Here is a 13,406-nt window from a genome sequence, read left to right on the forward strand (position 1 = left end):
CCGGCGCAGGACCGGACGGGGCCTCATGCCCCGCACCGGCTGGTCCCTACGCCGGGCAGCAGGGGATCCGGTCCGGCCGGATCACCTGCCCCCGAAGCGAAACGAAGGGGGCTGCACGCGCCGTCAGAATTCGGACCAATCGTCCTGCACCGCGGCCACCGCGGTATTGCCCACCGAGATCCGCGGCGCGGGAGCGGAAGGCGACGGGGCAGAGTGCGAGGGCGCCGGGCGCGGCATGGCCAGGACCGGGGCGGATGACGGCGCAGATGATGGCGCATAGGCCGACGCGGAGGGCGCCGAGGAGGCCCGCATCGATGCGGAGCGCGATGCGCCGCCCATCGTGAACCTGCCGACCAGTGTCCCCATGCGCACCGCCTCTTCGGCAAGGCTGCGCGAGGCTGCGGTGGACTGCTCCACCAGCGCCGCGTTCTGCTGCGTGCTGGTGTCCATTTGCGCCACCACCGTGTTGACCTGCTGGATGGCCGCGGCCTGATCGCCGGCGGAGACCGCGATGGCATCGATCATGCTGGCGAGCGTGCCGGTGCGGCTGACGATCTGCTCCAGCGCGCCCTTGGTCCGGGTCATCATCTCCACGCCGTTGGCGACATCGGCGCCGCTGCCCTTGATGATCCCGGCGATTTCCTTGGCCGCACCGGCCGAGCGTTCCGCCAGCGAGCGCACTTCGGTGGCGACCACCGCAAAGCCCTTGCCCGCATCACCCGCGCGCGCCGCCTCGACCCCGGCGTTGAGCGCCAGCAGGTTGGTCTGGAAGGCGATCCCGTCGATCAGCGAGACGATCTCCTCCATCTGGCGGCTGGACCGCTGGATTTCCTCGATCGCGGCAACCGCCCGCAGCATGACTTCGCCGCCTTCGATGGCTTCGCGCTCGGTCAGCTGGGCGTTCTGGCGGGCATCGCCGGCGATCTTGGCGGTCTCGGTGATGGCATCGCTGATCGAGCGCACCGACGCTGCCGATTCTTCCAGCGCGGCGGCCTGCGAGGAAGTCCGGTCGGCCAGGTCGCTGGCCGCGCTGGCAATTTCGGAAGACCCCACCCGCACGCTTTCCGACGCCCCGGAAACCTCGCCCATGACATCGCCCAGCGAACCGACGGCATCGTTGAAGTCGACCCGCAGCCGTTCGTATTCCGGCGGGAAGGCCTGCTGGATGGCACAGTCGAGCCGCCCCGCCTTCAACTGGTCCAGCCCCTTGCCCAGCGCGGCGACGACCTGGCGCTGCACGGCGGCCTGTTCCTCGGCGGCGGCGCTGGTGCGGGCCTCCACGCCGTGCTTGATCGCCTGCAGGGCATTGGCGATCTGACCGATCTCGTCGCTCTGGTCGCGCCCGGGGACAACGCGGTCGAGATCGCCGCCGGCCATGTCCTGCATCGCATCGGTGAGCGCCGAGAGCGGCCCGGTCAGGCGATTGCGCAGGACCAGCAGCACGAAGAGCAGCGCCGCGCCGATGGCCACAAGCAGCGCGATGATCCAGTTATAGGACGTCGATACCGCCTGCTTTCCCTCGTTGCCCGAGCGCCGGCTGATATCGAGATTGTACTGGAACTCGCGCTGCAGTGCCGCGTCGAGACGGTCACCCACCGCGCGAAGCTGGTTGTTGTAGAGTGCTATCGCCGCATCGGTCTGCAGGTCCAGCGAGAGCTGCCGCGCCGGCATCGCTTTGGCTTTCCAGTCGCCCCACTCCCGCTTCACGGCATCGTACATGGTGCGCTCCTGCGGATCGGAGACGAGCTTTTCATAGCCGGTAATGCTTGCATCGGTCTGCGCCAGCGCCTGAACGAACTTGCCGTCGATCCGCAGCGTTCCCGCTCGGGTCGGCTCCAGGATATGCTGGGCCAACATGATCCTGGCATAGCCGGCCCTGGACTGGATGGTGCTGAGCACGCCGAGACTGGGCACCGTGTTATCCGCCGCGTAATTGACCCTCCCCCCCAGCGCAGAGATGAAGTTCAGGGCGGTAAAACCACAGGCCATGGCCGCCAGCGCGATCAGCGTGGTGGCGGCCATGGTGACCGTACGAATACGCAGATTTCCGAGAATGAGCATCGCACACCCTTGCTTATGGTTCCGGGGCCGTTGTTGCCGGAGCCACTGGTTCCGGGGCCACTGGTTCCGGGACCGAGCGACCAGCGGTGGCACACGGCCCTTCCGCGCAGGATTTAGCAGGCACAAGCAAACGCTTGCCGCCCGGCGACATAGGAAGAGTTCCCGATATTCGATTAGGAGATCGTGAAGCGCGCACAGTGAAGCGGGCACAGTGAAGCGGGCTTGGTGAGGCGTGCGACGGGAAGCCCGCGCGGCAATCCGCGCGAGGCAGGCCAAGCGGGGCGGCAGGCCGAGCGGCGCGGCAGCGCGCGGACCTGCGCCCCCCCCTGCTGCCCCTGCTGCCCCCTGCTGCCCCCTGCTGCCCGCGCCTGCGGCTCAGTTGCCCTTGGGCGGCGATCCTGCGGCCGGTGCCTGCTCGCCCAGCCGCTGGCCATTGATCTGCAGGCCCTTCTGGTCGAGCTTGAGTTCCAGCGGAACCCCGTTGATCTGGCCGTTGACCGTCGCCGCGTCGTTCTCGACCTTGACGTTGCCCACGCTGACATCGGGCGCTGCCCCGCTCGGCAAGGCCGTCGGCAGGACATCGGGGATATCGCCGATGTCGGGCACGTCGAGCGGTTCGATCGGCCCGCTCGGGTTCGGGCGCGGCCTTGCAGGCGGTGCCGCGGCCCCGCCCTCCCGCAGCGCCTGGCGCATGAAGTCGCGCCAGATCCTGGCGGGGATCGAGCCGCCGGACACGCCCTTCAGCGGCGTGTTGTCGTCATTGCCGACCCAGACGCCCACCACAAAGTCGCCCGCGTACCCCACGAAGAGCGCGTCGCGGTTCTCCTGACTGGTGCCGGTCTTGCCGAAGTTGGCCGCGCGCAGCCGGGCGCCGCGCCCGGTGCCCTTGTTGACGACGGCGCGCAGCAGCGTCTCGATATCCTCATGCTCGCCGTCGGACATCGAGTGGCGACCGTCCAGCAGCCAGTCGAACCAGCCGGCTTCCGGCACCGGGAAGGCACGCGGCTCGACCGGGAAGCGGTTGGCGGCAACCCCGGCATAAGCGGCGGTCAGTTCCATCAGCGACATCGTCGAGGTGCCCAGCGCGAGGCTGGGATCGCCCTGCGGCATCGGCGACGTCACGCCGAGCCGGTGCGCCATGTCGATCACCGCGACATCGCCCACTTTCTGGAACAGGCGCACGGCGGCGACATTGCTGGACCGCGCGAAGGCGTCTTCCAGCGTGATCGTCTGCGAATAGGTCCCGCCGGCGTTCTGCGGGCGGTAGTACCCCGTCTCGATCGGCGTGTTCGCGATCGTGTCCGTGGGCTTCCAGCCCTTGTCGAGCGCGGCGAGGTAGACAAACAGCTTGAAGGTCGACCCCGGCTGGCGGCGAGCCTGGGTCACCCGGTTGAACGGCGAGGCGGCATAGTCCCGCCCGCCGACCATGGCGACGACTTCGCCGTTGCGCCGCATCGCCACCAGCGCGACCTGGGCCGCGCCGATCCCCGAATTCTCGATCGCCCGGCGCGCGGCGGCCTGAAGCCGCGAATCGAGCGTGGTGCGATAGGTCTGCGGCGCATAGCTCGCCTCGTCGATCATGCGCGCCTGCGGCAGCGCCCAGTCGGCAAAATAGGTGCCGGTGGGCAGTTCGTTCTGCACCCGCACGTCGAGCCGGGGCGGGCGGATCGCCCGCGCCTGGGCAGGGGTCAGGAAGTTCGCCTCGACCATCGACTGGACGACCAGCTTCATGCGCTCGGCCGCGCCTTCGTAATTGGTCGTGGGCGCGAGGCGCGAGGGCGCCTTCATCAGCCCGGCCAGCATCGCCGCCTGCGCGGGCGTCAGGTTTTCCGGCTTGCGGTGGAAATAGTGCAGCGCCGCGGCGCGCAGGCCGTAGCAATTGTCGCCAAAATAGGCGTTGGACAGATAACGCTCGAGAATCTGGTCCTTGGTCAGCCAGGCCTCCAGCCAGAACGCGATCAGCACCTCGCGCGCCTTGCGCGTCAGGCTGCGTTCCGAACTGAGGAAGGTGAACTTCGCCAGCTGCTGGGTGATCGTGCTGCCACCCTGGGTGCTGCCGCCGGAAACGTTGCTCCACATCGCCCGGGCAATACCGCGCGGATCGATGCCCCAGTGCGAATAGAAACGGCGATCCTCGATGGCGATGAAGGCCTGCGGCACATGGATCGGCAGCGTCTTGATCTCGACCGGCGCATCGACGATCGCCCCGTTGCGCGCGATCGGCGTGCCGTCCGCGGCCAGCAGGGTGATCTGCGGCGGCGAGATCGGCTGGAGCGATTTCGACAGCGGTGCGGTCACCGCCAGCCAGGCGATCAGCAGGAAAAAGGCCAGCAACAGCGCGGCGATCCCGCGCGTGATCCACCACAGGCGCGTGCGGCGCTTGGGCTGCGGCGCCCGCGAATCGGGAGCGGCGCCGGAAACAGGCTGATCGGGCAGGCCTTCCGGGGCCGTGGCGGCGGAAGGCAGGGGCTGAAGGTTATCCATCGTCTGGCCCCGCTATACTTCCTGGCGCCCGCCCCGAAAAGCACCGACCGCACCAACGACCGTCCTGCCCCGTCGAGCGCCTTGCAAGCGGGCACCTCTGTCCAGCGCCGCCGCCCTCTGCGGCGCCCAATCGGCGGCCATGACCCTCCCGGCGAAATGGCAGGTTTTCACGCTGTTTCGCCATCATCGGCCGACATCCGGCGGTTCCCCGGTTGACGCCTGCCAAAAATCCCGTATTGGCGCTGCTTCCGGCACGCCGGGGCGGTTAGCTCAGTTGGTAGAGCATCTCGTTTACACCGAGAGGGTCGGGGGTTCGAGCCCCTCACCGCCCACCATTTCCGGCACCACCACTTCCAGCATCACCATTTTTGGCATCACCATTTTTGGCAGTGGCATCCGGGAACATCCCGCAAGAATCGCATGCCTTGTGTCCGGCAGTAGGCCCACCGGGCTGTGCTCTTGGGGGAGCAGCGACCGCCGGCACCCAAAAGGCCCGAACCGATCGCCGGATTTCACCAGCAACGGCGCGAGCCTTTCAAGCGGGCGGCGATGGGATCGTTCAGGCCGCGTTCCAGCCGATCACCGCCTTCACTTCGAGATACTCGGCAAAGCCGTGCTCGCCCCACTCGCGGCCGTTGCCGGAGCGCTTGTAGCCGCCGAACGGCGCGTGGAAGTCGAAACCGCCGTTGACCCAGATCGCCCCGGTGCGCATCCGACGCGAGACGGCGCGGGCGGCGTCGAGGTCTTCGCCCGAGACGTAGCCGCCCAGGCCGAAGTTGGAATCGTTTGCGATTTCAACGGCATGATCCACATCGTCATAGCCGATGATGACAAGCACCGGGCCGAAGATCTCCTCGCGCGCGATGACCATGTCATTGGTGCCGACAAAGACGGTGGGCCTGACGTAGTAGCCCTTGTCGAGCCCTTCGGGCTTGCCGGGACCGCCCGCGATCAATTTGGCGCCTTCCTCGATGCCCTTCTCGATGTAGCCCTGGATGATCTCGTACTGGCTCTTCGAGACGACCGGCCCCATCGCGAAGTTGCCCTTGGGGTCGCCGACAGTGACGCCGTTCGCGGCCTCGGTGGCGGCGGCGATGGCCTCGTCCATGCGTGCATTCGGCACCAGCAGGCGCGAGCCGGCCGAACAGGTCTGGCCGGAATTGCCCATCATGCCCCCGGTGGCAGCCGCGACATTGGCCGCGAGCGAGGCATCGTCGAGCACGATCCATGCCGACTTGCCGCCGAGTTCGAGGCCGACGCGCTTCACGGTATCGGCCGCGTCCTTCTGGATCTGCACGCCCACGGCTTCCGACCCGGTGAAGGAGATCATGTCGACGTCCTCATGGGTGGAGAGCGCGGTGCCGATCTCGCTGCCCTTGCCCTGCACCATGTTGAACACGCCCGCCGGAACGCCCGCGTCGTGCAGGATTTCGGCGAGGATCTGGGCCGAATAAGGCGCGAGTTGCGGCGGCTTCAGGATCATCGTGCAGCCGGCGGCGAGTGCCGGGAAGATCTTCACGCAAGTCTGGTTCATCGGCCAGTTCCACGGCGTGATCAGCCCGCAGACGCCGATCGGCTCCTTGCGGATCAGGGTGACCCCGCGCTGTTCCTCGAACCGGAATTCCTTCAAAACTTCGATCGCGGTGGAAAGGTGGCCCTTGCCCAGCAGCGTGTGGAACCCGCAGGCGAGCGACATCGGCGCGCCCATCTCCTCGCTGACGGCCTCGCCCAGTTCGGTCTCGCGCTTCTGGTATTCGGCGAGGATCGCCTCGAGCAGGTCGAGGCGCTCCCTGGCGCTGGTCTCACTGAAAGTGGCGAAGGCGCGGCGCGCGGCGGCGACGGCCTTGCCGATATCGGCGGCCGTGCCGAGCGAGATCGTGCCGGAAACTTCCTCGGTCGCCGGATTGACGACTTGTGCGGTGCGCGGCGCGATGGGATCGACCCACTGACCGTCGATATAGAACTGGGTGTAATTGCGCATCGTTCTCTCCCGTTCCCAAGCCAAAACCGCCCCGCTCTCGGGTTGAGAGGGGGCGGTTTCGCTCAGGTCTGCATGTGTTTTCCGGCGTCCGGAATTACTGTGTTCCCTCAGCGTACCAGGTGCGGAATTCGGAGTAGTTCGGCATCTCTTCGGAATTCGCGGCCGGGTCGATCGGCACGTGGATCACGGTGCAGCCGCCACGCTCGTAAGCGCGCTTGATGGCCGGGCCGATGTCCGCCGCCTTCTCGACATAGTCGCCTGCCGCGCCGAAGCCTTCGGCGATCTTGTCGAAGCGGACCTTGTCGGACCAGTGCACGCCGGTTTCCTTGGTGCCCTTGCCGAAAGTGCGCTTGTAGACGCCCACTTCGAGGCCCCACTGGAAGTCGACGCCGACCACGATCACCAGCGGCAGGTTCTTGCGCACGGCGACTTCGAGTTCGCCGACGTGGAACAGGAACGACGAGTCCGAGGTGAGCAGCATGCCCGGACGCTGCTTGCCGGTCTCGGCCTGGTCGGCGAGCATGGCGCCGGTGGCATAGGGCAGGCCGGTGCCGATGTGGCCGTAGTTCTGGTTCCAGATCACGTCATGCGGCTTGGCCTGCGAATAGGTCCACTGGAAGATCACGGTGGCGCCGCCGTCACGGATCAGGATGCCGTCCTTCGGGAAGGCCTTGGTCGCTTCGGTGACGAACTGGCTGGTGTGCATCTTCGCGGTCGAACCGTCCGGCTTGGTCGCGGCTTCCGCGGCCAGATCGACCAGTTGCTGGGCATCCTGCTCGATATAGGCGGCAAGCTTGGCCGAAGGGGCGCGGGGGCTGTCCTTCAGCGCGCGGACCAGCTGCGGCACCACCGCGCGAACGTCGCCCACCAGCGGCACGTCGATCGGGCGGTTGACGCCGATCGCGGTCGGGTCCTGCTGGACGTAGATCCACTTGCGGTTGGCCTCGTTGTCCACCCAGTGGCGCCAGCGGCCATAGTGGCTCGGCTCGCCCAGTTCGGTGGCGAGCGCCACGCAGCAGTCGCTTTCGACAACGGCGTCGATCGAGGCTTCGGAGAAGCCATAGGGGAACGTGCGGTCCTCGATACCCTCGATGAACGAAGTGCCGCCCGAGGTCTGGATCACCGGGCACTGCATCAGTTCGGCCAGTTCGCGCACCGCCGCGCCGGACTTCGAGGTGTGGACGCCGTGGCCGACCAGCAGCACCGGATTCTTGGCACCCCGAATGATCTCGGCCGCTTCGGCGATCCGGTCGCCGTCGGCGCCCTGGTTGGTGAGGCGGTAGCGATGCGGCGGCAGCACCGGCGGCAGGTCGAGTTCCTCGAGAATGACGTGCGCGGGATACTCGATATAGGCCGGTCCGGGCGTGCCCGACATGGCAACGCGGATCGCCTCGCGCACGATCTCGTCGGTCTGGTCGGCATATTCGATCGAGCTGGAGAACTTCACCGAATCCTCGATCATCGGCTCCTGCCGCACGAACTGGATACGGCCGCGGCGCACCCGGCGCTCGGTGATGCGGGCGCGCTGGCCGCCCATGAAGATCACCGGATCGTTCTCGACCTTGGCGCACTGGATCGCCGGCATCATGTTCGCCATGCCCGGCCCGAGCGTGCCGATGCAGAGCGCGGGCTTGCCGGTGATACGGGCAGCGGCGGCAGCCATGTGGCCGGCCGAGGCCTCGTGGTGCGGCGAAACGACAGTCCAGCCGCGCGCTTCCGCTTCGAGGAAAAGGTGGACGAAGTTGGGATCGGGAATGCCGAACAGGGTCTTGATGCCCTCAGCCTCGAACAGGTCGAGAATGCGCTTGTAGACCGGGGTCCCCTTGCGCGCCTTGGCGGGAGCTTCGGGCGCTTCGGCCATGGGTTGATCGTCGTACATCGTCTTGCCTTCCTCTCGATCCGTGTTCTGCCCGCTGGACGGGTGAATCAGGTTGCCGCTTTTTGCCCCGAGGCACGGCCTGAACAGGGGATTAGCCCAAGCCTCGGGACACTGTCAGGTGAAATCAACAGTACTGTTCACTTGGAATCGACTGCTATCGCCGGGGCGACGCTCGAGCCCTCCGGGGTCAGTTCGCCCAGCACCGCTTCGTTGTCCTGCCCCAGCGTCGGTGCAGGTCCGCGAACCTTGCCGGGGGTGGCCGAAAACCACGTCGGCACGCCCGGAAAGCGCACCGGGCCCTGCGCGGTCTCGACTTCCTCGAAGAAGCCGATGGCGTTCAGATGCGCGTTGTCGAAAAGCGCGTCGGTGGAGCGCAGCGGCGCGCAGGGGATGTGCAGGCCGCGCAGGGTATCCAGCCATTCCTGTGTGGTGCGGGTCAGGAACGTCTCGCCCAGCAGGCCGTAAACCCGGCCGATCTGGCGCGCGCGCTTTTCCAGCGTCGAGAACTCTTCACCCAGTTCACCTCGGGCCCATTCCGGCTGCACCGATTCGACAAAGGCGTTCCAGTGCTTGTCGTTGTAGACCAGCGCGGCAACGTAGCCGTCCCTGGTCCTGTAGGGCCGCCGGTTGGGCTCGACCGCGCGGTGGTAGTGTGCGGGCGTGGTCGGCGGCGTGAACATCGCGCCGTTGGCGTGCTCCACCAGCATGAACGAGGTCATCGCCTCGAACATGGTGACTTCGACTTCCTGCCCCTCACCGGCCCCTCTGCCCCCTGTGCGCTCCCGGTGATAGAGCGCCATCATCGTCGCGTAGAGCGCGTGGAGGCCGGCCACCTTGTCCGCCATGATCGTGGCGACATAGCCGGGCTCTCCATTCATCAGGCCCTGCACATGCGGGATGCCGCATTCGGCCTGGATGGTATCGTCATAGGCGGGCTTGTCGCCCTCCGGCCCGCGCCGCGAATAGCCGTAGCAATTGGTGTAGACGATGTCCGGCCGGATCGCGCGCACCGCTTCGTAGTCGAAGCCCAGCTTGCGGATCGCGCTGCCGCGCATCGAATGGATGAAGACGTCCGCCGTGGCGATCAGCCGGCGCAGCACATCGCGGTCCTGCTCCTGCCGCAGATCGAGCGTGACCCCGCGCTTGCCGCGATTCACATTGACGTAGATGCCGCCCATGCCGGGCACCGGACCTTCGGTGATCCAGCGGGTATTGTCGCCCTCCGGCGGCTCCACCTTGATCACGTCGGCCCCCATGTCCGCCATGATCTGCGTGGCATAGGGGCCGAAGACCACGCTGGTGAGGTCCACCACGCGCAGCCCCGCCAGCGGTCCACTGGCCGCCCCCTTACCCTCGTTTTCCTTGCTCGCGGTCAAGGCCCTCTCCTTCTTGTCATGCCATGGGTAACGCACCGCCGGAGCGAAAACCATTCGTATTTGCGTTTGATGGACTCATATCGGCACGATGATGGTTGTGAGCGATGGGCCGCGCTGCTAGTCCGGTCAGCGGGAAGACAAGAGGATTGCCATGGATTTCGCCTTTACCGACGACCAGCAGAACATCCGCGAGGCGGTTCTGAGGCACTGTTCGCAGTTCTCTGACGAGTACTGGCTGGAAAAGGATCGCAGCGGCGAATTCCCCGCCGAGTTCCACAAGTCGATGGCCGATGCCGGCTGGCTGGGTGTCGCCATGCCCGAAAGCGTGGGCGGGGCGGGGCTGGGCATTACCGAAGCGGCGGTGATGATGCAGGCGGTGGCGGAAAGCGGCGGCGGCATGAGCGCGGCCTCCTCCATCCACTTGCCCGTTTTCGGGCTGGAGCCGGTGATGCTCTACGGCACCGAGGAACAGCAGCAGCGCATGATCCCGCCGATCCTTTCGGGCGAGGAGAAGATGTGCTTCGCGGTGACCGAGCCGAACACCGGGCTGGACACCACCAGCCTCAAGACCCGCGCCGAAAAGGTGCCGGGCGGCTACCGCGTCAATGGCGAGAAAGTGTGGATCACGCAGGCCCATGTGGCCGACCGGATGCTGATCATCGCCCGCACCACCCCGCTGGAAGAGGTGAAGAAGAAGACCGAGGGCCTCAGCCTTTTCTACACCAGGCTCGATCGCAACCACATCGAGACGCGCATCATCCCGAAGATGGGCCGCCACGCCGTCGGCTCCAACATGATGTTCATCACCGACCTGTTCATCCCGGACGAGGATCTGATCGGCGAAGAAGGCCAGGGCTTCCGCATCCTGCTCAAGGGCCTCAACCCCGAACGCGTGCTGCTGGGCGCCGAAGCGACGGGCCTGGGCCGCGTCGCCATCCAGCGCGCCTCCCGCTATGCCCGCGAACGCGTGGTGTTCGGGCGGCCGATCGGCCAGAATCAGGGCATCCAGCACCCGCTCGCCAAGGCGTGGATGCAGGTGGAGGCCGCCAGCCTGATGGTGTTCAAGGCCGCCACCCTGTTCGACAAGGGGCTGGACTGCGGCGTGGAGGCCAATGCCGCCAAGTATCTGGCCGCCGAAGCCGGGTTCGAGGCGTGCCAGACCGCCATGATGTCGATGGGCGGCATGGGTTATGCGCAGGAGTACCATGTGGAGCGTTACCTGCGCGAAGTGATGATCCCGCGCATCGCCCCGGTCAGCCCGCACCAGATCATGAACTTCATCGCCGAGAGGGTTTTGGAACTGCCCAAGAGTTATTGAGGAAACGGGCTATTCAATCCTCCGTGAACCCTGCGTAATCACATCACGTCGTCCCCGCGCAGGCGGGGACCCCGCTTCCTCGCGGCGGTCAAGAAGCGGGGCCCCCGCCTGCGCGGGGGCGACGAGGGAAAAGGATCCGAAACTTGCCGTTCCAGCACGAACCCATCGCCGCCCGCTCCTGGCTTTTCGCGCCGGGCGACAGCGAGAAGAAGATGACCAAGGCGATGGAGGGCGAGGCCGACATCGTCCTGATCGACCTCGAAGACGCCGTCGCGACCGATGCCAAGGCCGCCGCGCGGGTGATGGTGCATGACTTCATCAAGGCCAACCCGGACCAGCGCGGCCGCCTCTGGGTGCGCGTGAACCCGCTCGACGGGCCGCATACGCTGGCCGACCTCGTGGCGGTCATGCCCGCCCGTCCCGGCGGGATCATGCTGCCCAAGGTCTATGGCCGGCAGGATGTGGAGGTGCTGGACCGCTATCTCGAAGCGCTGGAAGTGGCCAGCGGCATCGAGCAGGGCTCGACCCCGGTGATCGTGCTGATCACCGAAACGGCCGAGGCAATGTTCCACACCGGCGATTACAAGGGCGCGCCGCGCGTGGTGGCGCTGACCTGGGGCGCGGAAGACCTGGCCGATTCCATCGGCGCCTCGTCCAACCGCAATGCGGACGGATCGTACTCCTTCACCTACGAACTGGCCCGCAGCCTGACCGTGCTGGGCGCGGCGACCGCCGGCGTCACCGCGATCGAGACGATCAGCGCCGACTTCAAGGATCTGGAAGCGCTCAAGGCCCGCGCCGAAAAGGTCCGCCGCGACGGCTATCGCGGGATGATGGCGATCCACCCGGCGCAGGTTCCGGTAATCAACGCGGCGTTCACGCCGACCGAGGCCGAGATCGCCGAAGCGCAGGAAATCGTCGACGTCTTCGCCGCCAATCCCGGCGTCGGTGCTATCGGCTGGAAGGGCGGCATGCTCGACCGCCCCTACCTCGCCCGCGCCCAGCGGCTGCTGCGGCAGGCCGGGAAGCTGTAGGATGACGCTTCGGCTTGCCGCATCCCAGCTCGACCTCTCGCGGTTCCTGAAACCGGGCGACCGCGTGGTGTTCGGCCAGGCCTGCGGCGAGCCGACCACGCTGGTAGAGGCGCTGATCGAACAGGGGGAGGCCATCGGCGGCCTCCACGCCTTCATCGCCACCAGCTTTTCCGGCCTGTTCACGCCCGAAAGCGCGCGCGCCTTCCGCCTCTCCAGCATGGGCGCGATCGGCGCGCTGCGGAGCATGACCAAGGCCAATGCACTGGACGTGATCCCCGTCCACGTCAGCCAGATCGCCTGCCTGATCGAAGCCGGGATCATGCCTTGCGACGTGGCGATGATTCAGGTCAGCCCGGCCGATGCGCAAGGCAATCACAGCTGCGGCCTGATCTGCGACCACGTGCGCGCGGCGGCGGCCAAGGCGCGCCTCGTGATCGCCGAAGTCAACGAGCAGGTGCCCTACGTTCCCGGCGAGACGATCCCCGCCGAGTTGATCGACGTGGCCGTCCACGTCAGCCGCGCGCCCGTGGAAGTGGCGCCTGCGAAGATCGGCCCCACCGACGAAGCCATCGCCCGCCACTGCGCCGAATTCATCGGCGACGGCGCGGTGCTGCAGACCGGCGTGGGCGCGGTGCCGGACGCGATCCTGCGCCTGCTGCACGACCGCCGCGACCTTGGCGTCCATTCGGGCATGCTGGGCGACGGGCTGGTCGACCTTGCCGAAATGGGCGTGCTGACCAATGCCCGCAAGGAGATCGACCGGGGCGTCTCGATCAACGGCGCGCTGATCGGCACGCGGCGGCTCTATGACTGGGCCGCGCACAATCCGGCAATCCGCATGACCCCCACCAGCTATACCCACGATGCCGGCACGCTTTCCCGCCTCTCCCGCCTTGTCACCCTCAACTCCGCGCTGGAAGTGGACCTCACCGGGCAGGTCAATGCCGAGCAATCGGGCATGAGCTATCTTGGCGGTACCGGCGGGCAGGTCGATTTCGTGCGCGCCGGAGCGCGCTCGCCGGGCGGCGCCTCGCTGATCGTGCTGGCCTCCACCGCCAGGGGCGGCACGCTGAGCAAGATCGTCCCCGCCCTCTCCGGCCCCGTCACCACGGCGCGGACCGAAGTGGACGTGATCGTCACCGAATATGGCGCGGCGCAATTGAAGGGCCAGCCCCTGGCCGAACGCGCGAAGCGGCTGGTTGCGATCGCCCATCCCGACTTCCGCGAAGACCTGTCGCGCACCGCTCATGAAATCGGGAAAAGGGGCTTCTGA

General features: G+C 67.0%; 8 protein-coding genes and 1 tRNA gene. 4 read left to right on the top strand and 5 right to left on the bottom strand.

Annotation, left to right across the window (positions count from 1 at the left end; translation table 11 throughout):
* Nucleotides 1–123: 123 nt before the first annotated feature.
* The gene (locus DM450_RS13970) at nucleotides 124–2,061 is read right to left on the bottom strand and encodes a methyl-accepting chemotaxis protein (RefSeq protein ID WP_142635763.1); all 1,938 of its coding nucleotides are present in this window, start codon (nucleotides 2,059–2,061) and stop codon (nucleotides 124–126) included.
* A 375-nt stretch (nucleotides 2,062–2,436) separates the two neighbouring features.
* A complete protein-coding gene (locus tag DM450_RS13975; RefSeq protein WP_142635765.1) occupies nucleotides 2,437–4,545 on the bottom strand; it encodes a transglycosylase domain-containing protein in 2,109 nt (702 codons plus the stop codon).
* A gap of 259 nt (nucleotides 4,546–4,804) precedes the next feature.
* Between DM450_RS13975 and DM450_RS13980 the strand changes: the two genes are divergently transcribed.
* Nucleotides 4,805–4,880: transfer RNA gene (locus DM450_RS13980), tRNA-Val, on the top strand.
* A 224-nt stretch (nucleotides 4,881–5,104) separates the two neighbouring features.
* Here DM450_RS13980 and DM450_RS13985 read toward each other — a convergent pair.
* The 3 genes from DM450_RS13985 to DM450_RS13995 form a co-directional block, all read right to left on the bottom strand.
* The gene (locus tag DM450_RS13985; protein WP_142635767.1) at nucleotides 5,105–6,526 is read right to left on the bottom strand and encodes an aldehyde dehydrogenase family protein; all 1,422 of its coding nucleotides are present in this window, start codon (nucleotides 6,524–6,526) and stop codon (nucleotides 5,105–5,107) included.
* A 94-nt stretch (nucleotides 6,527–6,620) separates the two neighbouring features.
* Nucleotides 6,621–8,405 (bottom strand): thiamine pyrophosphate-binding protein, encoded by a 1,785-nt coding sequence (locus DM450_RS13990; protein ID WP_221889439.1) that lies wholly within the window; start codon nucleotides 8,403–8,405, stop codon nucleotides 6,621–6,623.
* A 137-nt stretch (nucleotides 8,406–8,542) separates the two neighbouring features.
* The gene (locus tag DM450_RS13995) at nucleotides 8,543–9,781 is read right to left on the bottom strand and encodes a CaiB/BaiF CoA-transferase family protein (protein ID WP_260609869.1); all 1,239 of its coding nucleotides are present in this window, start codon (nucleotides 9,779–9,781) and stop codon (nucleotides 8,543–8,545) included.
* A 151-nt stretch (nucleotides 9,782–9,932) separates the two neighbouring features.
* Here DM450_RS13995 and DM450_RS14000 point away from each other — a divergent pair, with 151 nt between their 5' ends.
* The 3 genes from DM450_RS14000 to DM450_RS14010 all read left to right on the top strand — a co-directional run bounded on the left by DM450_RS14000 (nucleotide 9,933) and on the right by DM450_RS14010 (nucleotide 13,406).
* Nucleotides 9,933–11,099, top strand: a complete 1,167-nt coding sequence (locus DM450_RS14000; protein ID WP_142635771.1) for an acyl-CoA dehydrogenase family protein — start codon at nucleotides 9,933–9,935, stop codon at nucleotides 11,097–11,099.
* A gap of 143 nt (nucleotides 11,100–11,242) precedes the next feature.
* Nucleotides 11,243–12,133: an HpcH/HpaI aldolase/citrate lyase family protein gene (locus tag DM450_RS14005; RefSeq protein WP_142635773.1), complete on the top strand. Its 891-nt coding sequence runs from the start codon at nucleotides 11,243–11,245 to the stop codon at nucleotides 12,131–12,133.
* Nucleotide 12,134: 1 nt separating this feature from the next.
* Nucleotides 12,135–13,406, top strand: coding sequence for an acetyl-CoA hydrolase/transferase family protein (locus DM450_RS14010; RefSeq protein WP_142635775.1), 1,272 nt, complete (start codon nucleotides 12,135–12,137; stop codon nucleotides 13,404–13,406).

The organism is Sphingomonas sp. IC081 (genome assembly GCF_006874585.1).
Taxonomy (GTDB): domain Bacteria; phylum Pseudomonadota; class Alphaproteobacteria; order Sphingomonadales; family Sphingomonadaceae; genus Novosphingobium.

What these genes read in the sequence shown, in the direction of transcription:
- DM450_RS13970 (WP_142635763.1), bottom strand. Translation starts at nt 2,061, where the DNA reads ATGCTCATTCTCGGAAATCTGCGTATTCGTACGGTCACCATGGCCGCC.
- DM450_RS13975 (WP_142635765.1), bottom strand. Translation starts at nt 4,545, where the DNA reads ATGGATAACCTTCAGCCCCTGCCTTCCGCCGCCACGGCCCCGGAAGGC.
- DM450_RS13985 (WP_142635767.1), bottom strand. Translation starts at nt 6,526, where the DNA reads ATGCGCAATTACACCCAGTTCTATATCGACGGTCAGTGGGTCGATCCC.
- DM450_RS13990 (WP_221889439.1), bottom strand. Translation starts at nt 8,405, where the DNA reads ATGTACGACGATCAACCCATGGCCGAAGCGCCCGAAGCTCCCGCCAAG.
- DM450_RS14000 (WP_142635771.1), top strand. Translation starts at nt 9,933, where the DNA reads ATGGATTTCGCCTTTACCGACGACCAGCAGAACATCCGCGAGGCGGTT.
- DM450_RS14010 (WP_142635775.1), top strand. Translation starts at nt 12,135, where the DNA reads ATGACGCTTCGGCTTGCCGCATCCCAGCTCGACCTCTCGCGGTTCCTG.